Origin of the sequence: Frondihabitans sp. 4ASC-45, from assembly GCF_049472575.1 — a bacterium.
GTDB lineage: Bacteria > Actinomycetota > Actinomycetes > Actinomycetales > Microbacteriaceae > Frondihabitans.
This window is the reverse complement of sequence record NZ_JBCEBN010000005.1, coordinates 148,085-172,967: the sequence shown is the minus strand read 5'-3', so window position 1 is coordinate 172,967 and position 24,883 is coordinate 148,085. Positions and strand designations below refer to the sequence as shown.

Below are 24,883 nucleotides of genomic sequence, written 5' to 3'. Positions count from 1 at the left end.
AGCAGCGCATTTGTAAACAGCACGTTTCGACCCTTGCGACACCGTGATCGCGCGACCTATTCTTGCCGCGTGGCAAACATTGACTCGGCCGAGCGCCCCGCACCGGCAAACGCACCCACCTCTACCGTCAGCGCAGCTATTCCGCCCGAGCTCGGCGCTGAAGCCGTCGCTCTGGCCCACCGCTGGGTGCACGAGTCGAGCAGCGCACCCGGCACCAAGTCGGCCGAGCTTCTCGCCGAGGTCCTCAAAGACGAGTCCGGCCTGGCCTTCACGATCGGCTTCGTCGACCGGGTCGTCCGCCCCGAAGACCTCTCGGTGGCCGCGCGAAACCTCAAGGCGCTCGCCGCGGGCGTCCCGGCGTTCCTGCCCTGGTACATGCGTGCGGCCGTGCGCGTCGGCGGCGCCCTCGCTCCGACCTTTCCGAAGATCGTCGTTCCAGTCGCCCGTCGCGTCCTCCGCTCGATGGTCGGCCACCTCATCGCCGACTCGCGGCCCGTCCAGCTCGGGCGAGCGATCGCCGCTCTCAAGAAAGACGGCACCCGCCTCAACCTCAACCTCCTCGGCGAGGCCGTCCTCGGCGACGGCGAGGCAGACCACCGCCTGGCCGGCACGCGCGCCCTGCTTGAGCGACCTGACGTCGACTACGTGTCGATCAAGGTCTCCTCGATCGTCAGTCAGCTCTCGATGTGGGCCTTTGACGAGACCGTCGACCGCGTCGTCACGAAGCTCACTCCGCTGTACGAGATCGCGGCCAAGTCGCGGACGCCCAAATTCATCAACCTCGACATGGAGGAGTACCGCGACCTCGACCTCACCCTCGCCGTCTTCATGCGCGTGCTCGACCAGCCGCAGTTGAAGAGCCTCGAGGCCGGAATCGTGCTGCAGACCTACCTGCCCGATGCGCTCGGGGCCATGCAGCGCCTGAGCGAATGGGCCACCCGTCGTGTCGACGCCGGTGGCGCCACGGTCAAGGTCCGCGTGGTCAAGGGGGCCAACCTCGCGATGGAGCACGTCGACTCGGCCGTGCACGACTGGCCTCTCGCGACCTACGACACCAAGCAAGACAGCGACACCAACTACAAACGAGTTCTCTCCTGGGCGATGACACCCGAGCGCACTCGCGCCATCCGGCTCGGAGTCGCCGGCCACAACCTCTTCGACATCGCCTTCGCCCACCTCCTGTCGAAACAGCGCGGGGTCGAGGGCCGCGTCGAGTTCGAGATGCTGCTCGGAATGGCCGAGGGGCAGGCGGAGCTCATCAAGCAGGATGTCGGCGGGCTTTTGCTCTACACACCCGTCGTCCACCCGCGCGAGTTCGACGTCGCGATCAGCTACCTCATCCGCCGTCTCGAAGAGAACGCGTCGCACGACAACTTCATGTCGGCCGTCTTCGAGCTCGCGACCAGCGACGCCCTCTTCGACCGCGAGAAGCAGCGCTTCCTGTCGTCGCTGGCCGAGGTGACGCCCGAGACTCCCGCGGCGCATCGTGTGCAGTCCAGGCCGACCGACGTGCTGGCACCCCGCACCGACGGATTCGAGAACGAACCCGATACCGACCCGGCGCTGGCTGACAACCGAGACTGGGGGCGCAGGATCCTGCAGTCCGTCCCCGACTCCACCCTCGGAGTGGCAACCATCACCGCTGCCGGGGTCACCGACTCCGCCGTGCTCGAGGGCATCGTGCAGTCCGCGGTCGCCGCCGCCCCCTCGTGGGCAGCACTCGGCGGAGCCGGGCGCGCGGCCGTGCTCCGCCGTGCCGCCGTCGAGTTGGGCCGACGCCGGGCGCAGTTCATCGAGGTGGCTGCCTCCGAGACCGGCAAGACCATAGCCGAGGGCGACGTCGAGGTCTCCGAGGCCATCGACTTCGCGAACTACTACGCCTCGCTCGCCGAGGAGCTCGACGCCGTCGACGGCGCGGTCTACACGGCGCCCACCCTCGTCGTCGTCACTCCGCCGTGGAACTTCCCGGTTGCGATCCCGACGGGTTCGACCGTCGCGGGCCTCGCCGCCGGAGCCTCCGTGATCCTGAAGCCGGCCGGACAGGCCAAGCGTTGTGGTGCGGTTCTCGCCGAAGCCCTCTGGGCGGCGGGTGTGCCGAGCGAGGTGCTCCGACTCGTCGACGTCGAGGAGGGCGAGCTGGGTCGTCAGCTCGTCTCGCACCCCGCCGTCGACCGCGTGATCCTCACCGGCGCCTTCGAGACCGCCGAGCTCTTCCGCTCATGGCGCGAGGACCTGCCGCTGCTCGCCGAGACCAGCGGCAAGAACGCGATCATCGTCACGCCGAGTGCCGACCTCGATCTCGCCGCCTCCGACGTCATCAAGTCGGCCTTCGGTCACGCCGGGCAGAAGTGCTCGGCCGCTAGCCTCGTCATCCTCGTGGGCTCGGTCGGCACCTCAGAGCGCTTCCGCCGCCAGCTCGTCGACGCCGCGTCCAGCATGCGCGTCGGACTGCCCTCCGACCCCACCACGCAGATGGGCCCGATCATCGAGCCCGCCGCCGACAAGCTCCTCGGTGCGCTCACGACGCTCGCGCCGGGGGAGTCCTGGCTCGTCGAGCCGAAACGCCTCGACGACACGGGTCGTCTCTGGTCGCCGGGTATCCGCGCCGGAGTCGCGCCCGGCAGCCACTTCCACCGCACGGAGTTCTTCGGCCCGGTCCTCGGCATCATGACGGCCCGCACCCTCGACGAGGCGATCGAGCTGCAGAACGCGACCGACTTCGGGCTCACCGCGGGTCTGCACACCCTTGACCGCACCGAGCTGGGCACCTGGCTCGACCGGGTCGAGGCGGGCAACCTCTACGTCAACCGGGGGATCACCGGGGCGATCGTCCGCCGTCAGCCGTTCGGCGGCTGGAAGCGCTCTGCTGTCGGAGCCGGTGGCAAAGCCGGGGGCCCGAACTATCTCGTGCACCTCGGATCCTGGACTCCGGCCCCGCTTGCCGAGCAGCCGGCGACGCCCCTCTCGGCCCCGGTCGAGCGATTCGTGGCCGCGGTCGAGAAGGCCGAAGGATCCCACGGGTCACTTCGGGCCGCCGCTTCCGCCGATGAGCGCGCCTGGTCGGCCACCTTCGGCGCGGCCGTCGACGTCTCGCAGGTGGGCCTCGAGCGCAACGTCTTCCGCTATCGCCCGCTGCCGGTCGTGGTGCGCCTCGCCGAGGGCGGCTCGGTGCGCGATCTGGCGAGGGTCGTCGCTGCGGGGCTCCGCGCGGGCTCGGCAATGACCATCAGCTCGGCGCTCCCGCTTCCGCCCGCCGCGGTCACCGCGCTCGGCACGGTCTCGTTCGTCCGTGCCACCGACGCGGCGTTCCACGACACAGCCGCACGGGGCGAGCTCGGCGCCGCCCGTGTCCGCCTCATCGGCCCGGCCGACGCATCGGGGCGTCTCGCAGTAGCTCTGCACGGCGACCCGGCAGTCGCGGTCTTCGCCCAGCCCGTCACTCCTTCCGCTCGTCTCGAGCTGCTGCCGTTCCTCCGCGAGCAGGCTGTGACGGTCACGGCCCACCGCTTCGGCAACCCCGACGCCTGGAGCGACGGCGTCATCTGATCGAGGGCCCAGGCCCGGAGCGGGGTGAGCAAGTAAGCTCGCCCCGTGAAGATCGCGCGTTTTGCCAGCCCAGGAGAAGACCCTCGATTCGGCGTCGTCGACGGTGAAGACCTCGTCGTCCTCGCCGGAGACCCGATGTACGCGGGGTACGAGACCACGGGGGAGCGCGTTCCGCTCCGCACGACCAAGATCCTCGCGCCGGTGATCCCGCGCTCCAAGGTGGTGGGCATCGGCCTGAACTACTACGACCACGCCGACGAGATGGGTCAAGAGGCGCCGGAGTTCCCGATCGTCTTCCTCAAGCCAAACACGACGGTGGTCGGCCCAGGCGATCCCATTCAGATCCCGCCCGTCGAGGGGGAGATCCACCTCGAGGGCGAACTCGCCATCGTCATCGGTGCCATCGCCAAGCGCGTGAAGGCCGAAGACTATGCCGACGTCGTCTTCGGCTACACGATCGCCAACGACGTCACCGCCCGTGGTGTGCAAGAGACCGACGGCCAGTGGACTCGCGCCAAGAGCTACGACACGTTCTGCCCGATCGGCCCGTACATCGAGACGGAGCTCGACTGGACCGACCTCAAGATCCAGTCGCGAGTCGACGGCGAAGTTCTGCAGCGCGAGACGACGCAGCAGATGATTCACAAGATCCCCGAGCTCATCGCCTACGTCAGCGACATCTTCACACTGCTTCCGGGCGACATCATCCTCACCGGAACCCCGGCCGGAGTGGGCCCGTTCACCGAGGGGCAGACCGTCGAAATCAGCATCGAAGGCCTTGGCTCGCTGATCAACCCGGCCAAGGCTCGCGCCTAACCACCTCTGGGGCCCGAGAAACCAAGGATCCGACGGGGTGCGTCATTCGCGACACGCCCGGGATGCGCGTGAGATTTGGCCCCTCGGCCATCCACACGTATTGTTTTCTCTTGTCAGGCCAAAGGAACGAAACGGGCCGGGAGCGAAAGCCCCGGTACGGACTTCCTCAAGTGCTGACATCCTCCCCCCAAATTGATTCGTTCAGAATCTGGCTCGCTTGCGAGTCCGCAGGGATGTGGTTAGGATTGCAAAGCTCCATCCGGCAAGCATCGCTTGCAAGCGCTTCCTAACGAAGCGAAGTCTAGTCAACCGGGTTACAAACACGGTTTGACAGGGCCCGAACGGACGGATAAGGTTTCAAAGTTGCCTCCGACGAGGTTCGAACAGTACTGATTTAGGTCAGGTTCGGGCGGGTTTGGGGTGCGTTTGGTCCTTGAGAACTCAACAGCGTGCACATTGTCAAATGCCAAATTATACCTCGGCATTCAGTGGATCTATGCCTTCGGTGTAGTGGTTCTGGGTGTTGGGTTTCTTTGAGATTGAAATGGACAACAATCGTCAGATTGTTTTGTTCTTTTGGTCAGCATCAAACTTGCTGTCACTGGCTTCGGTTGGTGATGGTGTTTTTCTTTTACGGAGAGTTTGATCCTGGCTCAGGACGAACGCTGGCGGCGTGCTTAACACATGCAAGTCGAACGATGAAGGGGAGCTTGCTTCCTGGATTAGTGGCGAACGGGTGAGTAACACGTGAGTAACCTGCCCTTGACTCTGGGATAAGCGTTGGAAACGACGTCTAATACCGGATATGACCTGTGACGGCATCGTCTGCAGGTGGAAAGAATTTTGGTCAAGGATGGACTCGCGGCCTATCAGGTAGTTGGTGAGGTAACGGCTCACCAAGCCGACGACGGGTAGCCGGCCTGAGAGGGTGACCGGCCACACTGGGACTGAGACACGGCCCAGACTCCTACGGGAGGCAGCAGTGGGGAATATTGCACAATGGGCGAAAGCCTGATGCAGCAACGCCGCGTGAGGGACGACGGCCTTCGGGTTGTAAACCTCTTTTAGTTGGGAAGAAGGGAGCTTGCTCTTGACGGTACCAGCAGAAAAAGCACCGGCTAACTACGTGCCAGCAGCCGCGGTAATACGTAGGGTGCAAGCGTTGTCCGGAATTATTGGGCGTAAAGAGCTCGTAGGCGGTTTGTCGCGTCTGCTGTGAAATCTGGGGGCTCAACCCCCAGCCTGCAGTGGGTACGGGCAGACTAGAGTGCGGTAGGGGAGATTGGAATTCCTGGTGTAGCGGTGGAATGCGCAGATATCAGGAGGAACACCGATGGCGAAGGCAGATCTCTGGGCCGTTACTGACGCTGAGGAGCGAAAGCATGGGGAGCGAACAGGATTAGATACCCTGGTAGTCCATGCCGTAAACGTTGGGAACTAGATGTAGGGGCCATTCCACGGTTTCTGTGTCGCAGCTAACGCATTAAGTTCCCCGCCTGGGGAGTACGGCCGCAAGGCTAAAACTCAAAGGAATTGACGGGGGCCCGCACAAGCGGCGGAGCATGCGGATTAATTCGATGCAACGCGAAGAACCTTACCAAGGCTTGACATATACCGGAAACGTCCAGAGATGGTCGCCCCGCAAGGTCGGTATACAGGTGGTGCATGGTTGTCGTCAGCTCGTGTCGTGAGATGTTGGGTTAAGTCCCGCAACGAGCGCAACCCTCGTTCTATGTTGCCAGCACGTTATGGTGGGAACTCATAGGAGACTGCCGGGGTCAACTCGGAGGAAGGTGGGGATGACGTCAAATCATCATGCCCCTTATGTCTTGGGCTTCACGCATGCTACAATGGCCGATACAAAGGGCTGCAATACCGCGAGGTGGAGCGAATCCCAAAAAGTCGGTCTCAGTTCGGATTGAGGTCTGCAACTCGACCTCATGAAGTCGGAGTCGCTAGTAATCGCAGATCAGCAACGCTGCGGTGAATACGTTCCCGGGCCTTGTACACACCGCCCGTCAAGTCATGAAAGTCGGTAACACCCGAAGCCGGTGGCCCAACCCTTGTGGAGGGAGCTGTCGAAGGTGGGATCGGTGATTAGGACTAAGTCGTAACAAGGTAGCCGTACCGGAAGGTGCGGCTGGATCACCTCCTTTCTAAGGAGCATGTACTCGCCCCACGGGCTGTGTCTTTGTACACACTCGCCACGGGGATCAACGGGTCAAGTCACGCCACAGCGAATGTTGTGGGTGGCGCTCATGGGTGGAACTTTGACAGTGGCCTTCGGATGAAGGTTTCGTGCTCAGTACATCTCCTCTTTTGGGGGGATTGGAACGGTGCGGGATCGGGATTCTGGGGGCGTGCACGTTGTTGGGTCCTGAGGGACCAAGCCTTTCCTGGCGCCTTTGTGGTGTTGGGGGGGTGAACTCCTCATGCGGACCTTGATGATCTGGCATCACTTGCCGGGGATTCTTGGGGTCGCCCGTTTTTTGAGAACTACACAGTGGACGCGAGCATCTTGAGCGTCATTTCTTTCATTGCCTTTCGGGGTGGTGTTGTGGGGTGATGTTCGAGTGCAATTTCTTCCCCAGCAGCTGGTTTCGACCGGTTGGTGGGGTAACGAGATAACACTGATAGACCGCGTCAATCGGGTTGCCTTCGGGTGGCCTTGTTGTCGTGGTTCTTTGTGGTCAAGTTTTTAAGAGCAAACGGTGGATGCCTTGGCATCTGGAGCCGAAGAAGGACGTAGAAATCTGCGATAAGCCTCGGGGAGCTGATAATCGAGCTGTGATCCGAGGGTGTCCGAATGGGGAAACCCCGCCAGGCGGCGTGCTGACCTGGTGACTCCCGCCTGAATATATAGGGCGGGTAGAGGGAACGGGGGGAAGTGAAACATCTCAGTACCCTCAGGAAGAGAAAACAACAGTGATTCCGTGAGTAGTGGCGAGCGAAATCGGAAGAGGCTAAACCGGTCATGTGTGATAGACGGCGGTCGTTGCATGGTCGGGGTTGTGGGACGTGTTGTTCAGTTCTGCCGGACTGGAACAGTTACAGCGCATTATAGGCGAACCGGATTGAAAGCCGGGTCATAGAGGGTGCCAACCCCGTAGCCGAAATGGTGTTGCTGGCTGAATGCGTATCCCAAGTAGCACGGGGCCCGAGAAATCCCGTGTGAATCTGTCAGGACCACCTGATAAGCCTAAATACTCCCAGATGACCGATAGCGGACAAGTACCGTGAGGGAAAGGTGAAAAGTACCCCGGGAGGGGAGTGAAATAGTACCTGAAACCGTTTGCTTACAAACCGTTGGAGCCTCCTTAGTAGGGGTGACAGCGTGCCTTTTGAAGAATGAGCCTGCGAGTTAGCGATATGTGGCGAGGTTAACCCGTGAGGGGTAGCCGTAGCGAAAGCGAGTCTGAATAGGGCGATTCAGTCGCATGTCCTAGACCCGAAGCGARGTGATCTATCCATGGCCAGGTTGAAGCGACGGTAAGACGTCGTGGAGGACCGAACCCACTTCAGTTGAAAATGGAGGGGATGAGCTGTGGATAGGGGTGAAAGGCCAATCAAACTTCGTGATAGCTGGTTCTCTCCGAAATGCATTTAGGTGCAGCGTTGCGTGTTTCTTGCCGGAGGTAGAGCTACTGGATGGCCGATGGGGCCTAAAAGCTTACTGACGTCAGCCAAACTCCGAATGCCGGTAAGTGAGAGCGCAGCAGTGAGACGGTGGGGGATAAGCTTCATCGTCGAGAGGGAAACAACCCAGACTACCAWCTAAGGTCCCTAAGCGTGTGCTAAGTGGGAAAGGATGTGGAGTTGCAGAGACAACCAGGAGGTTGGCTTAGAAGCAGCCACCCTTGAAAGAGTGCGTAATAGCTCACTGGTCAAGTGATTCCGCGCCGACAATGTAACGGGGCTCAAGCACACCACCGAAGTTGTAGAATTCGTACTTTCGATAAGCCTTCGTGGTTCAGTCGTACGGATTGGTAGGAGAGCGTCGTGTGGCGAGTGAAGCGGCGGTGGAAACCAGCCGTGGACGCCACACGAGTGAGAATGCAGGCATGAGTAGCGAAAGACGGGTGAGAAACCCGTCCTCCGAAAGACCAAGGGTTCCAGGGCCAGGTTAATCCGCCCTGGGTAAGTCGGGACCTAAGGCGAGGCCGACAGGCGTAGTCGATGGACAACGGGTTGATATTCCCGTACCGGCGAAGAACCGCCCAAGATAATCCAGTGGTGCTAAGAGTCCTAACCCGGCTGAGTGGATCCCTTCGGGGTGATGCCGGCCGGTCTAACGCTCGACCCCATGCTGGTGCGTTTAGCGTATTAACAGGTGTGACGCAGGAAGGTAGCTGAGCCAGGCGATGGTATCCGTAAGGTGATCCTGGTGTAAGGATGTAGGGCTGACGATAGGCAAATCCGTCGTCAATGATGCCTGAGACCCGATGCATACCCCGATTGGGGGAATTCAGTGATCCTATGCTGCCGAGAAAAGCATCGACGCGAGGTTCAAGCCGCCCGTACCCCAAACCGACTCAGGTGGTCAGGTAGAGAATACCAAGGAGATCGAGAGAATCGTGGTTAAGGAACTCGGCAAAATGCCCCCGTAACTTCGGGAGAAGGGGGGCCGGAACCGTGAACGGATTTACTCCGGGAGCGGGGAAGGCCGCAGAGACCAGTGGGAAGCGACTGTTTACTAAAAACACAGGTCCGTGCCAAGTCGCAAGACGATGTATACGGACTGACGCCTGCCCGGTGCTGGAAGGTTAAGAGGAAGGGTTAGCGCAAGCGAAGCTCAGAATTTAAGCCCCAGTAAACGGCGGTGGTAACTATAACCATCCTAAGGTAGCGAAATTCCTTGTCGGGTAAGTTCCGACCTGCACGAATGGCGTAACGACTTCCCAGCTGTCTCAACCGCGAACTCGGCGAAATTGCACTACGAGTAAAGATGCTCGTTACGCGCAGCAGGACGGAAAGACCCCGTGACCTTTACTACAGCTTGGTATTGGTGTTCGGAGTGGCTTGTGTAGGATAGGTGGGAGACTGTGAAGCTTGGACGCTAGTTCAGGTGGAGTCATCGTTGAAATACCACTCTGGTCACTTTGGATATCTAACTACGAACCGTGATCCGGTTCTGGGACAGTGCCTGGTGGGTAGTTTAACTGGGGCGGTTGCCTCCCAAAAAGTAACGGAGGCGCCCAAAGGTTCCCTCAACCTGGTTGGCAATCAGGTGTCGAGTGTAAGTGCACAAGGGAGCTTGACTGTGAGACTGACAAGTCGAGCAGGGACGAAAGTCGGGACTAGTGATCCGGCAGTGGCTTGTGGAAGCGCTGTCGCTCAACGGATAAAAGGTACCTCGGGGATAACAGGCTGATCTTGCCCAAGAGTCCATATCGACGGCATGGTTTGGCACCTCGATGTCGGCTCGTCGCATCCTGGGGCTGGAGTAGGTCCCAAGGGTTGGGCTGTTCGCCCATTAAAGCGGTACGCGAGCTGGGTTTAGAACGTCGTGAGACAGTTCGGTCCCTATCCGCTGCGCGCGTAGGAAATTTGAGAAGATCTATCCCTAGTACGAGAGGACCGGGATGGACGAACCTCTGGTGTGTCAGTTGTTCTGCCAAGAGCACCGCTGATTAGCTACGTTCGGAACGGATAACCGCTGAAAGCATCTAAGCGGGAAGCCGGCTTCGAGATGAGATTTCCAACCCCTTCGGGGGGAGAGGCTCCCAGCTAGACTACTGGGTTGATAGGCCGGATGTGGAAGTGGGGACTAAAGACCCATGGAGCTGACCGGTACTAATAAGCCGATAATTTGACAACACCCACCACTTCACACGGGTAACCGTGTGGGGCAGGGGCGGTGATGCTCGCGTCCACTATGTGGTTCCCAGAACACGGTCGGCAACGGCAGTTCTGCGAACACACCCCACCACACCCCCNTTCGRTGGGTGYGCGGGTGATAAMTMAACAGCAGCGAAAGCTCTGAAACAGACTTCATGACGGCTCGTAAGGGSWNCGTTGTGACCGATTGTTTCGGCGGCCATAGCGAGAGGGAAACGCCCGGTCACATTCCGAACCCGGAAGCTAAGACTCTCAGCGCCGATGGTACTGCAAGGGGGACCTTGTGGGAGAGTAGGACACCGCCGGACTCAACTTCAGCAACACCTTGAAAGCCACCCCACCACGGGGTGGCTTTCTTGCGTTTAACCCACCAATCGGTAGCCGCCGTCGAAGGTAAGATTGCTGTCGATGTCTGCCTCCTTTACGACCGCAACCGGCGCTGATGTGCGTGTCCGGTTCTGCCCCTCGCCCACCGGAACCCCGCATGTGGGTTTGATCCGCACGGCGCTCTTCAACTGGGCCTACGCCCGCCATACGGGCGGCAAGCTCGTGTTCCGAATTGAAGACACCGATGCCGCTCGTGACAGCGAGGAGAGCTACGGGCAGATCATCGAGGCCCTCCGCTGGTTGAAGCTCGACTGGGACGAGGGGGTCGAGATCGGCGGTCCGCATGCCCCATACCGCCAGTCGGAGCGCCATGACATCTATCAGAGCGTCATCGAGCAACTGAAAGAGCGAGGGCTGCTCTACGAGAGCTTCGCGACCGGTGAAGAGATCGAGGCTCGGAACATCGCAAACGGGCGGGATCCTAAGCAGGGGTACGACAACTTCGAGCGCGAGCTCACCGACGAGCAGCGGTCGGCGTACCGAGCCGAAGGGAGGGCGCCGGCCCTCCGGTTGCGCGTGCCTGACCGCGACCTCAGCTTCGATGACCTGGTGCGGGGCGAGATCACGTTCCCCGCCGGATCCTTCACCGACTTCGTCGTCGTGCGCCCCAACGGGATTCCTCTTTATACCTTCGTGAACCCGCTGGATGACGCTCTCATGGGCATTACTCATGTGCTGCGCGGAGAAGACATCCTCTCGTCGACGCCGCGGCAGATCGCCCTTTACGAGGCGCTGTACGAGATCGGTATCGCGAAGTTCATTCCGCGATTCGGCCACCTTCCTTATGTCATGGGGGAGGGCAACAAGAAGCTCTCCAAGCGCGACCCCGAATCGAATCTGTTCCATCACCGAAGCAATGGGTTTATCCCGGAGGGGCTCGTCAACTACCTCGCCCTCCTGGGGTGGTCGTTGACTCACGATCGCGACGTCTTCTCGCTCGACGAGATGGTCGCGGCGTTCGACGTCGAAGACGTCAACCCCAACCCCGCTCGTTTCGACCACAAGAAGGCCGAGTCGATCAACGGTGATCACATCCGTCTTCTCGAGCCGGCCGACTTCGCGTCGCGGCTGGTGCCCTATCTCGGCGAGTACATCTCGACACCGCCCACCGAGGCGGAGCGGGCCATCCTCGACGCTGCGGCACCGCTGGTGCAGGAGCGCATGCAGCTCCTCGGCGAGACTCCCGGTCTGCTCGGCTTCCTGTTCACGGCCGATACCGACCTCGACTACGCGGCGGATGCGCTCAAGACGCTGGGCGACGGTGCCCCGGATGTGTTGCGCGCCTCGATCACTGCTGTCTCAGGCGTCGACGAGTGGACGCACGCGGCCCTCGAGGAGTCGCTCCGCAGCGCCCTCGTCGACGAGCTGGGCCTCAAGCCGCGGAACGCGTTCGGCCCGCTCCGCGTGGCCATCTCGGGTCGCCGTATCAGCCCTCCGCTGTTCGAGTCGATGGAGATCCTCGGGCGTGAGTCGACGGTGGCGCGGCTCGAGAAGCTGGCGGGGCAACTGTGACCGAGGCTGAGACAGAGACCGTCTACGACATCGCCATCGTCGGTGGCGGGCCGGCCGGGCTTAGTGCCGCGCTGAACCTGATCCGTGCGCGACGCAGCGTGTTGCTCATCGACAGCAACCGCCCGCGTAACTCCGCCACGTTGATGTCGCACGGATTCCTGACGCGAGACGGCATCTCTCCGCTGGAGCTCCGCAAGCTCGGACGCGACGAGTTCCTCGCATACGAGGGCGCCGAGCACCGGATGACCATGGTCCAGTCGATCACCCGCGGCGACGACGGCTTCGTGCTCGAGTGCGAGCTCCGTCGCAAGACGAGTCGAGCCGTGGCAAAGGTCGTTCTCGTCGCGACGGGCCTGCAGGAGACACTCCCCGACATCGAAGGCCTCCGCGCGTTTTACGGCACGGCGTTCCACAGCTGCATCGAATGCGACGGATACGACAAGCGCGATCAGGCGCTGGCGGTCATCGGGGAGGAGCCCGACCTGGCGGAGCGCGCTCTGCTCCTCAGTCAGTGGAGCGCCGACCTGCGCGTGTGCACGAACGGCGCCGACAGTCTCACCCTCCTCGACGAGCAGGCTCTCGACGCCCGAGGGTTCACGGTAGATCGACGTGTCATCGCCGAGATCCAAGGCGGACGGGAAGGCGTGACCGGCATCCGGTTCGAAGACGGCGACGTCGTAGCCATCGAGGGAGGCTTCGTGCGACCCGCGTGGGCGAGCGAACTCGGCTACCTGGCCCCGTTGGATCCTGCGTTCGACACCGACGGTCTACTGGTCGCTGACGGACACGGTCGAACGTCCGTCGACATGCTCTACGTCGCCGGCGAGTCGACCGCCCCCGGCCCACAGCAGCTCATCGTGGCCGCGGGTGCCGGTGCGCGCACAGCGGCCACCATCAACCGCGATCTCGTCGGTGGCCTACACGAGCTCGCCGATGCTGTACAGTAGATCCGGTTCGGCAACGAGCTACAACGGCTGAAACGCGTTGCTTGCAAGCAATGCATAACAGTCATTGGGGTATGGTGTAATTGGCAACACGACTGATTCTGGTTCAGTTGTTCTTGGTTCGAGTCCAGGTACCCCAGCAATCGAATCCCCTGTGCACTCGCAAGCGAGAGCCCGGGGGATTGCTGTTTGTTCTTTTAAACGACGCTAAAGAGGGACGCTGGCGCGTCCGGACCGAGTCCTCGCTTCGCTCGGACCGGTCACCGGAGCGGGGCGGGTCAGGGTTCGTGGGGCAGCCCGAGGGAGTCAGAGGGCAGGGGCGCCGGAGGCGTACCAGGCAGCGAGGCTAGCGAAACCCGCGTCGAGTGAGACCGACGGGTGCCAGTCGAGATCGTGGCGAGTGCGACGCTGATCGAACCAGTGCGCGGTTGACAGCTGTTCGGCGAGGAAGCGGGTCATCGGGGGCTCGTCGAGGCCGGGGCGAAGGCGCCAGACAGTCTCGATGAGCGAACCCGCCGTGGTCGCCAGGCGAGCCGGAATGCTGCGCTCGGGCGCGGGCACACCCGCGGCGCGACAGATACCCCCGAGGAGCTCGGCAACGGGCCGCGGCTCCCCGTTCGTGAGAACGTACGCGCGGCCATGGACATCCACCGCGCGTGCGAGTGCCTGAGCGATACCGGTCGCCGCATTGTCGATGTAGAGCGTGTCGATCAGGGCGGTGCCGTGCGCGAGAAGGGGCAGGCGCCCCGAGCGGGAGCGATCGACGATGCGAGCCACGAGCTGGGTGTCTCCCGGGCCCCAGACGAGATGCGGACGCACCACGACGACCGAGAAGCCTGCGGCATCGGCGGCCAGCGCCAGGAGTTCGGCCTCGGCCTTGGTGCGCGCGTAATCACCGCGCGCGCGAAGCGGATCGGCGGGGCCGGCGCCCTCTCCCGACAGCGATGTGCCCGAGTGGGCCACCGAGGGCGACGAGACGAAGACAAAGCGGCTCACTCCAGCGCGCGCCGCGGCGGCGAGAAGCAGCTTCGTGCCACCCACATTGACCGCCTCGAACTCGGAGGGATCGCCCGCCAGCGACACCTTGGCCGCCAGGTGCACGACCGAATCGACCCCGACGAGGGCACGTTCGACCGCTGCGGGGTCGGTGATCGACCCGGTGTGCCCCTCAGCGCCGTCGACACCCGACGGACGCCGTTGGAACGTGCGGACCGACAGGCCCCGGCGGAGCAGCTCGACGGCGACCGCTCGACCGAGCAGACCCGAGGCGCCGGTGACGAGCGTGGTCATCTCGGAGCGACCAGCGGGCCGCCCTCAAGAATCGACGCGGCCCAGGTGGCGAGAGCAGTGCGGTCGATCTTGGAGTTGTGGCGCACATCGGTGGGTAGAAGCGGCACGACCAGAACGGCTGCGACCTCGAGGCCCGCGACGTCGCGAACGGCGGAGGCGAGCTCAGGATCCGACAGGGCCACCTTCCGAGCACCGGGCTCAGTTTCGACCACGGCCACCGCGACCTGCGTTCCGCGTGGTCCGACCCCGACGAGCGCGGCACGCCGAACGCCGGGCACCGACTCGATCCGCTGCTCGGGCCCGACCGGGGTCACCGCCCCGTCAGGTGTAGAGAGCACGTGGGGCAGGCGGCCTTCGATCCAGAGCCGACCGTCGCGGTCGATGTGGCCGACGTCGCCCGTGCGGTGCCATCGTCCGGCGGGGACATCTCGACGGGAGGCGCGGTCGGTCAGCCAGAGCCTGTCGTAGTGGTCGAAGAGGTGCGGCGCGGAGACGACGATCTCGCCGGTGGTGTCGACGACTTCGGAGGGTTTGCCTCTGGCGACGCCGTCGCGGTCGAGAGCGCTGATGCGGATCTCGACGCCCGCGATCGGTCGACCGACGCAGACGCCTTGCGGAGCCTCGGTCTGCTCGCGGGCGGCCCGCACCTCGTCGAGAGTCACGTCGGTCATCAGGAGGCCCTCGGTCATGCCGTAGGGCGTGTGAGGCACGGCATTGGGCATGAGCGTCGCCGCTGATTCGAGGAGGGCGGCGGAGACGGGAGCGCCCGCCGAGAGGAAGGTGCCGACCTGGTTCAGCGCCTGCTGGTGCCCCTCCGAGAGGTCGCCCGCGGTGGCGACGACGTTCGTCAGGGCGGCGGGCGAGAGGAACAGCACCGTGGCGTCGATCTCGGCGGCCGCTGCAGCCACCGCCGTCGCGGTCAAAGTGGCGGGAGAGGTGACGTCCATCGCCGGTGTCACGGAGCGGGCGCCGAGGGCGGGGCCGAGCAGGGCAAAGGGCGCGAAGCCGGCGACGATGCCCGTCGAGGGTCCGACGCCGTAGGTCGCCCCCAGGGTCGAGCAGAGAGCCGCGAGCCGACGGTGGGTGTACGCGACGCCCTTCGCCGGGCCGGTGGACCCGGAGGTGAACAGGATGGCCGCGAGATCGTCGGCGCCGGGCGCCTCGGGCAGGCCGATCGCTGAAGCGGCACCCAGCGACACCAGCTCGGGGACGGAGTGCGCTACTCCGAGGGCCTTCTGGGCTGCGGCGGGGAGCGCGGTCGTCGAGATCTTCTGGCCCGGCCAGCCGAGGGCACGAGCGGCGCTCAGCCCAGGGAGGGCGCCGATGAGATGGGCCGGCCACGCGCCACGCACGGCGCGGGTGAGCCCCTTGACGCCGAGACCCGCGTCGGCGACGACGACCACGGCCCCCAGTCGAAGGCAGGCGTAGAGGACGGCCGTCAGATCGGCCCCCGGAGGCACGAGCAGCGAAACGCGGTCGCCACGTTCGACCCCGGCCAGGGCGAGGCCCTTGGCGAGCCGGTCGACGCGACGAGCGAGGCCGCGCCAGGTCACGGAGGTACGGGTGCCGCCGGGCGTGGTCGGCATCTCGACCAGGGCGACCCCGTCGGACTCGCGCCTCTCGTCGAGGGCGCTGAGGAGAGAACGGAACGCGGGCTGTGCGGTCGCCGGCACCGGGGGATCCTGGGGTTCGGAACCACCGAATCGATCCCCGAGCCAGGAGAGCGTCGCGCTCGCGAAGTCGACGTCTTCGGCGACGAGGTGCCCCGCACCCTCGAAACGGTGCACGTCGGCGTGCGGGAGACGGTCGACGAGATCGTCGAGATAGCGATCGCTGAAGATCGGGTCGCGGGGGCCCCAGAGGAAGAGGGCGGGAACGGTCAGGGCGCGGAGGCCCTCGGCGACACGTCGTCTCTCGGCATCGCTGACATGGGAGGCGTCGACGGGGATGTCGGCGACGAATCCGCCGACTCCGCCGCGGCGATCGGCCGAGCGATAGGGGGCGCGGTACGCCTCTTTGACGTCGAGGGCGAGCGGCGGGTGCGCGAGCGCGAGCGTGGTTTCGATGAAGGCGGGGGTCGAGACGGTGGCGGTTCCGAGAACACCTTTGCCGAGTGTGAGGCGGAGCGGGGCCGGGATCTTCGACGACTCCGGCTGATGCACGGCGGTGTTGAGCAGCAGAACGCCGGCGAGGAGGTCGGGGTGGTCGACGGCCCAGCCGAGCGAGATGACGCCGCCCCAGTCGTGGCCGAAGGTGACGACGGGGCCGGAGAGCTCGAGTGCGTCGGTGAGGTCGGAGAGATCGCCGACTCGGAGGGTGAGGTCGCGCTCTACGCCGGTGCGCTCGGAGAAGCCCATGTCGAGCTGGTCGACGGCGATGACGCGCCAGACGGGGCCGCCGGCTCGGGCCTGGTCGGTGGCCGCCGAGACCAGAGACCGCCAGAGGTACGACCACGTGGGATTGCCGTGCACGCAGAGGATCGTGCCCACCGGCTCCAGACCCTCGTCGGTGAGGACGGGGCCGGAGTCGAGCACGTGCCAGGTGCGACCGGCGGCCGGCACCAGCCGAGAGAACGAGTCGTCCATGCCGGGCAGGCCCCGAGGGGGGAGCGAAGCGGGGGCGACCTGCCGAGCCGCCCGGGGGAGGCGGGAAATCACCAGGCGAGTTCGGTCATGGCCGTGTTGATGCCGGAGCCGACCCCCATGAGGAGCACACGATCCCCCTTGGAGAGCGTCTTGGCCTCCTGGGCGAGTGTGATGGGGATCGAGGCCGACCCGACATTGCCGAGCGTCGGGTAGGTGAGGGGGACGAGATCGCGATCGATACCGGCCGACTTGACGAAGTCGGCTGTGTGGATGTCGGAGACCTGGTGCATCACATAGCGATCCATGTGCGACCAGTTCCAGTCTTTCGCAGCATCGCGCCAGGCGTGGACGACCAGTTCCATGCCGTGCTTGAGGAGCCCGGCCGCGTCGGTGAACATGCCGTTCACCGTGCCGACGCAGAGGTCGTTGTACTGGCTCGCCGAGCGTGTGATGCCACCGATGATGCGGTGCCCCTCGGGATGGCGGTCAGCGCGACCGAGGACGGCAGCGGCGGCACCGGAACCGAGGGTGAGGCTCGCGAACTCGCTCATGAAGTCGCGGCGGGCGATGTCGCCGTTGAGGAGACGGTCGACCGTGTTGGTCTGCACGTCGTCGAAATCTTCGCCGTCGACGACGAGGGCGTAGTCGACCTGACCGGCGTCGATGAGCGAAGCCGCGAGGTTCATCCCGTTGACGAAACCGAGACAGGCGTTGGCGATGTCGAAGTTCAGGGCGGCCGAGCCGAGCCCGAGCCCGTCATGGAGGTGCACGGCAACGGACGGCTCAAGGTTGCGGCGCGTGATCGAGGTGTTGATGAGCAGCCCGATCTGATCAGGCCGGATGCCGGCCTCGTCGAGCGCGCGCTTGCCAGCGGCGATGGCCGCCTTCTCGAACGTCTGACCGTCGCTCCAGTTGCGCCGCTCCATAACGCCGGCGACGCGCTGCAGCAGCCCCTTAGGAAGCTTCAGTCGTTTCAAGACGGGTTGTAGTCGTCGATCGAGCTCGTCGGAGGTCGTTACACGCTGCGCTAGCTCGCTCGTTACCGAGAGGAGGGCGACGTTTTTGTGCCTCGTCGTTGCATTTCCGTCCAACGGAGCTCCCTGTCCAGTTGTCGCGGGTCGATTTTGTACCCCCTGGAGTTTACGACCGCAGTGACTGGATGGTTGCCGGATGCCCTGTACCCGCATATGCCGTGGCTGGCATATAGAACTGCCTTACTTTTTGACGGGAGTGAACTCGAAGTGCCAGGGCTCGCCGAAGTTGTTGCCGATGGGCTTCCAGCCGTACTTCGGGCCGTACTTGTCGGCCCAGCGCTTCTGAGCGCTTCCGGCGGTCTGCACACCCGAATTGAGATCCATGGCCAGCGCCCATCCGTGGACGCTGGTGCCGGGAACGGCGGCCACCGACACGTTCTTCTTCTTCGTCCAGTACTTGCCGGCGTACGCGACGCTGTTCGCCACCTTCTTCGAGTGCTTGACGTAGCGCGAGTTCCAGATCGAGACCTGTTTGTCGTAGCTGCGGTAGCCCTCGGTGACACCCAGCTCTTTGCCGAACTTTTTCTTGAAGGCCTTGTTCATCGACCCGTAGCCGGCCGCCGCGTCGATGCGGAGATAGCCGTTCGGGATGGCGATGAGCTTGGAGAGAGGGATCTTGCCATTGGTGTAGCCGCCCCAGGCCTGGGCGGGGGTGGCGGACGTGCCGACGACGAGGCCGAAGGCGAGCAGGAGAGCGAGTGCAAGAAGTGCCACGCGGCGAGGCGTGGTGAATGCCCGCAGTCGTGAGGCCGAGGTCATCGTCGGCTCGAGGGTTCCCGTGATCATGGAACGACCCTCGCATCATCCTGCAGGATGATCTTCCCCCAGTGCGGGTCGCCCCACTTCGGGGGGCCCGTCGGCGTGTCGCCTTGCTCGGCACCGAAGTGGAGACGATTCCGGGCCGAACCGACTCTCAGCGGGGGTCGTCGTCGTCCGGTCCGCTCGGGGCGGTTACACTGGTCGCACTTGCCGACTTGGCGCAATTGGTAGCGCAGCTGTCTTGTAAACAGCAGGTTGCGGGTTCAAGTCCCGCAGTCGGCCCCACTCGTTTTCGACCCTGGTCGACCCCGGTGCCGCCTCGCGAGGCGGTGAGTCTCTCGAGGGCTTACGCTAGGGGGAGTTCGAAGCCTTTGAGGAGCCCCGCTTGTCTAACATCGTCATCGCCGTTGTCGCCATCGCGCTTTTCGTTTTCGGTATCTTCTGCTTCGGCCTGGCTTTCCAGGTGCCCGAGGCCTGGCGCTTCCTGACCTTCTTCGGCGGAATCGTGGCCTGCACCGTGGCGCTGTTCATCCCGATGAACTTCATCGGCCGCAGCAACCGCTCCTGGTAGCCCAGCCTCTTCCTGGAGGCGCAGTCGCTTTCACGAGCACAGTGGCTCACATGAGCACCGGCTCGCACCGACGCAGTCGCTCGCCTCAACGACAAGACCGGCCCGCCGCGAGCGGAGAGCCGGTCTTCGTTGTGAGTGCTTCTAGAGTTCGGTGACGAAGCTCGAGGCATCGACCGGCTTGCGCGGCTTGCGTTCGCGGTGATCCACTCCGCCGACGTAAAGCCAGCCCAGAAGGTTCTCGCCCTTCGACAGCTTGTGAGCCTTTCGGACTTTCTTGGCACGCGTGTCGGTGCCGGTGCGCCAGAAGACGCCCCAGCCGGCCTCGTCGAGCAGAAGGCTGAGCAGGTGCGCGACGCCCGAGGCGACTGCCTCCTGCTCCCACTCCGGAACCTTGCGGCTCTCTCGCGGCGACGACACGATCGCGATGACCAGCGGCGCACGAAGCAGCTTGCGGGCACCCTTCTCGACCGAGTCGCCGTTCGCGCCGCCCGCCTTCGCGAGAGCGCGCCCGACCTTGAGCCGCGCGTCACCGCGGAGCGCGATGAGCCGCCACGGCGCGAGGTGCGAGTGGTCGGCGACCGTCGCTGCGGCCGCCACGAGTTCGAGAAGCTCGTCGTGTGACGGGGCCTCCTCGGTGACGGTGGAGCGGGAACGGCGACGCAGAACGGCTTCGCGGACGGGTGAGGCCGTCAACGACGCTCCGCCGGTGTCGGAGAGGTTCACGCCTGCTCGTCGGCCTTGAAGTTCAGCGAGATGCTGTTCATGCAGTAGCGATCGCCGGTGGGCGTGCCGAAGCCATCGTCGAAGACGTGGCCGAGGTGCGAACCGCAGTTCGCGCAGCGGACCTCGGTGCGGACCATGCCGAGCGACTTGTCTTCGATCAGCTGGACGGCGTCGGGGTTGACCGACTCGTAGAACGACGGCCAGCCGCAGTTCGAATCGAACTTCGTGCCGCTCTTGAACAGCTCGTTGCCGCAGGCGGCACAGGTGTAGAAACCGGCCCGGCTCTCATCGAGCAGCTCGCCCGTCCAGGGGCGCTCGGTTGCGGCTTCGCGCAGCACGGCGAACTCTTCCGGGCTGAGCTCTTCGCGCCACTCGGCGTCGCTCTTCTCGACCTTGTACTCCATGGGTGCTCCTTCGTTCGGGGCCGGGACCGCTGGGTGCAGGATCCGGCCATTCCATTCAACACTGCACGCCCGGTGATGATTCCGTGTATGCACCCGGAACGCCGCCCGCACAGCGGGCCGTAGGCTCGGCGGCATGAGCACGGCGGACCGCTTCCAGGAATTCGCGGTGGTGGCGGCTGCCGGCGGCTCGCCGATCTACGCCGACTGGGCAGGCGGGATCGCCGGTGACCCGAGGCTCGTCGAGATCGTCGACGCGGCGCCCACAGGGTCGAGGCAGCCGGTGCTCGTGCTGGCCGTGTGTCGGATCCTGGGGGCGCAGCTCTCTCCGTTCGGCTCGCTACGGGCCTGGATGCTCGACCATGCCGACGCCCTCGTGCTCGAACTGGGGCGACGGCTCACGCAGACGAACGATGTGCGGAGGTCGGGGCCGGTCGCTCTCGCGCTGGCCTCCGCTGGAATCGCCGGACCGATCGCGTTGCTCGAGGTGGGAGCGTCGGCAGGACTCGGCCTCTACCCCGACCGGTTCGCGCTCGCGGTGACTGCCGAGGGGTCCGCGTTCACGCTGGGAGACATCACGAGCGACGTCCGCCTGGCCACGGAGGTCGCCGGGCCGTGGTGGGGCGACGAGGATCCCACGCTGCCGCGCATCGAGGCACGGCTCGGCCTCGACCTGCAGCCCCTTGCCGTGACACACGACGACGCCCGCCGCTGGCTCGAGACGCTGCTGTGGCCGGGTCAAGAGGACCGCGTGGATCTGCTGCGTGCGGCCCTGCGGGTGGCAGTGCAGGATCCGCCGGCGTTGGTGACAGGAGACGCCGTCGACGGGCTCGAAGAGCTGGTCGCCCGCACGCCGCGGGGGCTCACGCCCGTGGTGGTCTCGACCGGCACCCTCGTCTACCTGCCGGGAGCCAGGCGCCAGGCGTTCGTCGACCTGGTGACCCGGCTCGGCGTGCGGTGGATCACCTACGAGCGCACCGGGCTGCTGTCGGGAGTGCAGGCGACCGTGTCGGATCCTGGTCGTTTCATAGGGCGACCGGAGGCCTTCGCGACTCTTTCGCTCGACGGCGTCGCGCTCGCCGTGGGAGATGCGCACGGGACGCGAGTGCAGCCGGTCTGACGCGTGTCGGCCCGGGCTCGCTACCCGTGCGATCTAGGATGACGGCAACCGGAGGGTGCAGATGCAGAGCGACGAGGAGTACGTGCGCGGTCTCAGTGACCGCGATCGGCGCCTTCTCGACTTCGAGCAGAATGCCCCCGCCTCACCTCCGCGAAAAGCGGCGGCGATCCGGTCGGAACTGGGCCTTTCTGCCCCGCGATACCAGCAGTTGCTCGGTTCGCTCATAGAAAGACCCGATGCACTTGCCTACGCGCCGATGCTGGTCGGGAGGCTGCTGCGCCTGCGCGACTCCCGCGCCGCATCGCGCAGCGCCCGGACCTTCGGCCGCTGACCGCCCGATCACGGAAGACCAGACACCGCATGGCCAAGTTCCCTCAGGACCGTTTCGATGGCGTCCCCGACTCGCTGCTGCGCGTCGGCGCCCACCGCTCCGGCGTTCGGCGGCACGGCGGCCTGATCGTCTTCGCGTGGGCGTTCCTCGCCGTGGGCGTCTTGACGGCGGGCGGCATCGCCTGGCTCACCGTGACCAACGACAGCTTCCAGTTCCGTAGCTCGGCGTCGACGAGTTCGAGCACGGCGACGCCGAAATCCACGGCGACGGGCACCGCCACCAGTGGGGCGACGAAGACACCCGCGGCGACTCCGACAGCCACGCCCCTCGCCGACCCGTCGAAGGTCGACTCCACGAAGACGACCATCACCGTTCTCAACGCGACCACCACCACGGGCCTCGCCTCGACCGCCGGAACCACCCTGACGAACGCCGGCTGGGTCGTCGGCAACATGGGCAACGCGTCGTCGCAGGTCTCGACCTCCGTGGTCTACTACGACGACTCGGCGGCCGACAACGAATCGATCGCCCTCGGCATCGCGAAGTCGCTCGGGATCAACACGGTCGAGCAGAGCACGGCGTTCCCCGGCGCGACGATCACGGTGATCCTCGGAGCCGACTTCAACGCCCAGTCGTGAGCCGTCGGTAAGCAGCGTCTCGAAGCTCTGCGTGACGGGAAATGACGCCTTCGGTTACGGCCGTGTAAACAACAGGCCGTTTGGCGCCTCCCGGTCCGATTTTTCGGGCGGCACCCCCCTTTTCGGCCCGGCTCTTTATTACTATCTGGGATCAGTCGGCCCCTCCGCACCGGTCCGTGCCGGCTGGGCAGCGCCACCGACAGACACAGCTAGGGAGTACGAAATGGCCAACGGAACCGTGAAGTGGTTCAACGCGGAAAAGGGTTACGGGTTCATCACCGTCGAGGGGGACGGGCAGGACGTCTTCGTCCACTATTCAGCCATCGACATGAGCGGATACAAGGTGCTCGAAGAGGGCCAGGCCGTCGTGTTCGAGGTCGGGACGGGCAACAAGGGCCCCCAGGCCGAAGCCGTACGCCTCGCCTGAGTCGTCAGAGCAGAGAAGCGCCGTCCGCGAGGGCGGCGTTTTTCGTGTGGGCGACCGTTTCGGGAGGCGACGGGCGGGCGGTCTCGGGGGTTTCGGATCCTTGCCCAAGGGGCTCCTGAGAGCACTTGCACTCGATACGGCAGAGTGCCAGAATCAATTGGCACTCTCGATGAGGGAGTGCCAAAAGACTCACCTGATATACGGCACCAGCCGGGGCAGCGTGCCCCACGACGTCCGGGAGGGACGAAAAACCACATGGCTAAGATCATTGCTTTTGACGAAGAGGCCCGACGCGGCCTCGAGCGCGGCCTGAACATTCTTGCCGACGCTGTAAAGGTCACCCTCGGCCCGCGCGGTCGCAACGTCGTTCTGGAGAAGAAGTGGGGCGCCCCCACGATCACCAACGACGGTGTCTCCATCGCGAAAGAGATCGAGCTCGACGACCCCTACGAGAAGATCGGCGCCGAGCTGGTCAAAGAGGTCGCGAAGAAGACCGACGACGTCGCCGGAGACGGCACGACGACGGCTACCGTCCTCGCCCAGGCACTCGTGCGCGAGGGCCTCCGCAACGTCGCCGCCGGCGCCGACCCGATCAGCCTCAAACGCGGCATCGAGAAGGCCGTCGCGGCCGTCTCCGCCCAGCTGCTCGAGAACGCTAAAGAGATCGAGACCAAGGACGAGATCGCCGCTACCGCGTCCATCTCGGCTGCTGACCCCACCATCGGCGCACTTATCGCCGAAGCGATCGACAAGGTCGGCAAAGAGGGCGTCGTCACCGTCGAGGAGTCGAACACGTTCGGCACCGAGCTCGAGCTCACCGAGGGCATGCGCTTCGACAAGGGTTACCTGTCGCAGTACTTCGTCACCGACCCCGAGCGCCAGGAAGCCGTCTTCGAAGACGCCTACGTTCTGATCGTCAACTCGAAGATCTCGAACATCAAAGACCTGCTGCCCATCGTCGACAAGGTCATCCAGTCGGGCAAGCAGCTCCTCATCATCGCGGAAGACGTCGACGGAGAGGCTCTCGCGACCCTCGTCGTCAACAAGATCCGTGGCATCTTCAAGTCGGTCGCCGTCAAGGCTCCCGGCTTCGGGGACCGTCGCAAGGCGCAGCTGCAGGACATCGCCATCCTCACCGGTGGTCAGGTCATCGCCGAGGAAGTCGGACTCAAGCTCGAGAACGCCACCCTCGACCTGCTCGGCCGTGCCCGCAAGGTCATCATCACCAAAGACGAGACCACCATCGTCGAGGGTGCTGGCGACGAAGAGATGATCGCCGGTCGCGTCAAGCAGATCCGTGCCGAGATTGAGAACACCGACAGCGACTACGACCGCGAGAAGCTCCAGGAGCGCCTCGCGAAGCTGGCCGGTGGCGTCGCCGTCATCAAGGCCGGCGCTGCAACCGAGGTCGAGCTCAAAGAGCGCAAGCACCGCATCGAAGACGCCGTTCGCAACGCGAAGGCCGCCGTCGAAGAGGGCATCGTCGCCGGTGGTGGAGTCGCGCTGATCCAGGCCGGCAAGACCGCTCTCGCAACCCTCGAGCTCGAGGGCGACGAGGCGACCGGTGCGAACATCGTGCGTGTCGCCATCGACGCTCCGCTCAAGCAGATCGCCTTCAACGCGGGCATGGAGCCCGGCGTCGTCGTCGACCGCGTGCGCAACCTCGACGTCGGATGGGGCCTCAACGCTGCGACCGGCGAGTACGTCGACATGCTGGCCGCCGGCATCATCGACCCCGCCAAGGTGACGCGCTCCGCTCTGCAGAACGCTGCCTCGATCGCCGGCCTCTTCCTCACCACCGAGGTCGTCGTCGCCGACAAGCCCGAGAAGAACCCGGCCCCGGCCGGCGACCCCACGGGTGGCATGGACTTCTAAGTCCGATTCGCTTCACGACTCAGGCCGGTTCCCCCTCGGGGGAGCCGGCCTTTGCCGTTGCCGGTGGGCGTGCTGCCGGGGGCGCC

General features: G+C 64.6%; 16 protein-coding genes, 2 tRNA genes and 3 rRNA genes. 15 read left to right on the top strand and 6 right to left on the bottom strand.

The genetic code is table 11. The features are described 5' to 3' along the window. Positions 1–69: 69 nt before the first annotated feature. The 8 genes from VH571_RS10020 to VH571_RS09985 all read left to right on the top strand — a co-directional run bounded on the left by VH571_RS10020 (position 70) and on the right by VH571_RS09985 (position 13,183). Positions 70–3,546, top strand: a complete 3,477-nt coding sequence (locus VH571_RS10020; protein WP_423264432.1) for a proline dehydrogenase family protein — start codon at positions 70–72, stop codon at positions 3,544–3,546. A 45-nt stretch (positions 3,547–3,591) separates the two neighbouring features. Continuing rightward, positions 3,592–4,362, top strand: coding sequence for a fumarylacetoacetate hydrolase family protein (locus VH571_RS10015; RefSeq protein WP_055965347.1), 771 nt, complete (start codon positions 3,592–3,594; stop codon positions 4,360–4,362). A 630-nt stretch (positions 4,363–4,992) separates the two neighbouring features. Beyond that, positions 4,993–6,518: ribosomal RNA gene (locus tag VH571_RS10010) — 16S ribosomal RNA — on the top strand. Positions 6,519–7,050: 532 nt separating this feature from the next. After that, positions 7,051–10,179, top strand: a 23S ribosomal RNA gene (locus tag VH571_RS10005). A 212-nt stretch (positions 10,180–10,391) separates the two neighbouring features. Then, positions 10,392–10,508: ribosomal RNA gene (gene rrf, locus VH571_RS10000) — 5S ribosomal RNA — on the top strand. Together the 16S, 23S and 5S rRNA genes form the textbook arrangement of a ribosomal RNA operon. Positions 10,509–10,608: 100 nt before the next feature. Continuing rightward, positions 10,609–12,099 carry a glutamate--tRNA ligase gene (gltX, locus tag VH571_RS09995; RefSeq protein ID WP_423264429.1) on the top strand — a complete coding sequence of 497 codons (1,491 nt, stop codon included), beginning with the start codon at positions 10,609–10,611 and terminating at the stop codon, positions 12,097–12,099. Beyond that, positions 12,096–13,046, top strand: coding sequence for an NAD(P)/FAD-dependent oxidoreductase (locus VH571_RS09990; RefSeq protein ID WP_423264428.1), 951 nt, complete (start codon positions 12,096–12,098; stop codon positions 13,044–13,046). The genes gltX and VH571_RS09990 overlap by 4 nt, the downstream gene beginning before the upstream one ends. 65 nt (positions 13,047–13,111) lie before the next feature. Continuing rightward, positions 13,112–13,183: transfer RNA gene (locus tag VH571_RS09985), tRNA-Gln, on the top strand. 166 nt (positions 13,184–13,349) lie between these two features. Here the strand turns inward: VH571_RS09985 and VH571_RS09980 are convergent. The 4 genes from VH571_RS09980 to VH571_RS09965 form a co-directional block, all read right to left on the bottom strand. Then, positions 13,350–14,333 (bottom strand): NAD-dependent epimerase/dehydratase family protein, encoded by a 984-nt coding sequence (locus tag VH571_RS09980; RefSeq protein ID WP_423264427.1) that lies wholly within the window; start codon positions 14,331–14,333, stop codon positions 13,350–13,352. Further along, positions 14,330–16,918: an alpha/beta fold hydrolase gene (locus tag VH571_RS09975; protein ID WP_423264494.1), complete on the bottom strand. Its 2,589-nt coding sequence runs from the start codon at positions 16,916–16,918 to the stop codon at positions 14,330–14,332. The genes VH571_RS09980 and VH571_RS09975 overlap by 4 nt, the downstream gene beginning before the upstream one ends. A gap of 68 nt (positions 16,919–16,986) precedes the next feature. Next, positions 16,987–18,009, bottom strand: coding sequence for a 3-oxoacyl-ACP synthase III (locus VH571_RS09970; protein WP_233573053.1), 1,023 nt, complete (start codon positions 18,007–18,009; stop codon positions 16,987–16,989). 123 nt (positions 18,010–18,132) lie between these two features. Then, positions 18,133–18,738, bottom strand: a complete 606-nt coding sequence (locus VH571_RS09965) for a M15 family metallopeptidase (protein WP_123943356.1) — start codon at positions 18,736–18,738, stop codon at positions 18,133–18,135. Between the two features lie 182 nt (positions 18,739–18,920). Here VH571_RS09965 and VH571_RS09960 point away from each other — a divergent pair. Further along, a tRNA-Thr gene (locus VH571_RS09960) sits at positions 18,921–18,996 on the top strand. A 100-nt stretch (positions 18,997–19,096) separates the two neighbouring features. Next, the gene (locus VH571_RS09955; RefSeq protein ID WP_055963829.1) at positions 19,097–19,282 is read left to right on the top strand and encodes a hypothetical protein; all 186 of its coding nucleotides are present in this window, start codon (positions 19,097–19,099) and stop codon (positions 19,280–19,282) included. A 141-nt stretch (positions 19,283–19,423) separates the two neighbouring features. On the opposite strand, the gene VH571_RS09950 is transcribed toward VH571_RS09955, so the two are convergent. Continuing rightward, entirely contained in the window at positions 19,424–20,005 is a 582-nt protein-coding gene (locus VH571_RS09950) for a nitroreductase family protein (protein ID WP_423264425.1), read from the bottom strand. Then, positions 20,002–20,409 carry a peptide-methionine (R)-S-oxide reductase MsrB gene (gene msrB, locus VH571_RS09945; RefSeq protein ID WP_055963824.1) on the bottom strand — a complete coding sequence of 136 codons (408 nt, stop codon included), beginning with the start codon at positions 20,407–20,409 and terminating at the stop codon, positions 20,002–20,004. The genes VH571_RS09950 and msrB overlap by 4 nt, the downstream gene beginning before the upstream one ends. A 133-nt stretch (positions 20,410–20,542) precedes the next feature. Between msrB and VH571_RS09940 the strand changes: the two genes are divergently transcribed. The 5 genes from VH571_RS09940 to groL all read left to right on the top strand — a co-directional run bounded on the left by VH571_RS09940 (position 20,543) and on the right by groL (position 24,797). Beyond that, positions 20,543–21,526, top strand: coding sequence for a DUF2332 family protein (locus tag VH571_RS09940; RefSeq protein WP_423264424.1), 984 nt, complete (start codon positions 20,543–20,545; stop codon positions 21,524–21,526). Between the two features lie 61 nt (positions 21,527–21,587). Next, complete coding sequence (locus tag VH571_RS09935) at positions 21,588–21,857, top strand: DUF3263 domain-containing protein (RefSeq protein ID WP_055964110.1); 270 nt, start codon at positions 21,588–21,590, stop codon at positions 21,855–21,857. A 29-nt stretch (positions 21,858–21,886) separates the two neighbouring features. Further along, positions 21,887–22,495, top strand: coding sequence for a LytR C-terminal domain-containing protein (locus VH571_RS09930; RefSeq protein ID WP_423264423.1), 609 nt, complete (start codon positions 21,887–21,889; stop codon positions 22,493–22,495). Positions 22,496–22,718: 223 nt separating this feature from the next. Next, positions 22,719–22,922 carry a cold-shock protein gene (locus VH571_RS09925; protein ID WP_055963817.1) on the top strand — a complete coding sequence of 68 codons (204 nt, stop codon included), beginning with the start codon at positions 22,719–22,721 and terminating at the stop codon, positions 22,920–22,922. A 255-nt stretch (positions 22,923–23,177) separates the two neighbouring features. Further along, on the top strand, positions 23,178–24,797 hold the full coding sequence (groL, locus tag VH571_RS09920; RefSeq protein ID WP_055963814.1) for a chaperonin GroEL: 1,620 nt from the start codon (positions 23,178–23,180) through the stop codon (positions 24,795–24,797). Positions 24,798–24,883: the final 86 nt, after the last annotated feature.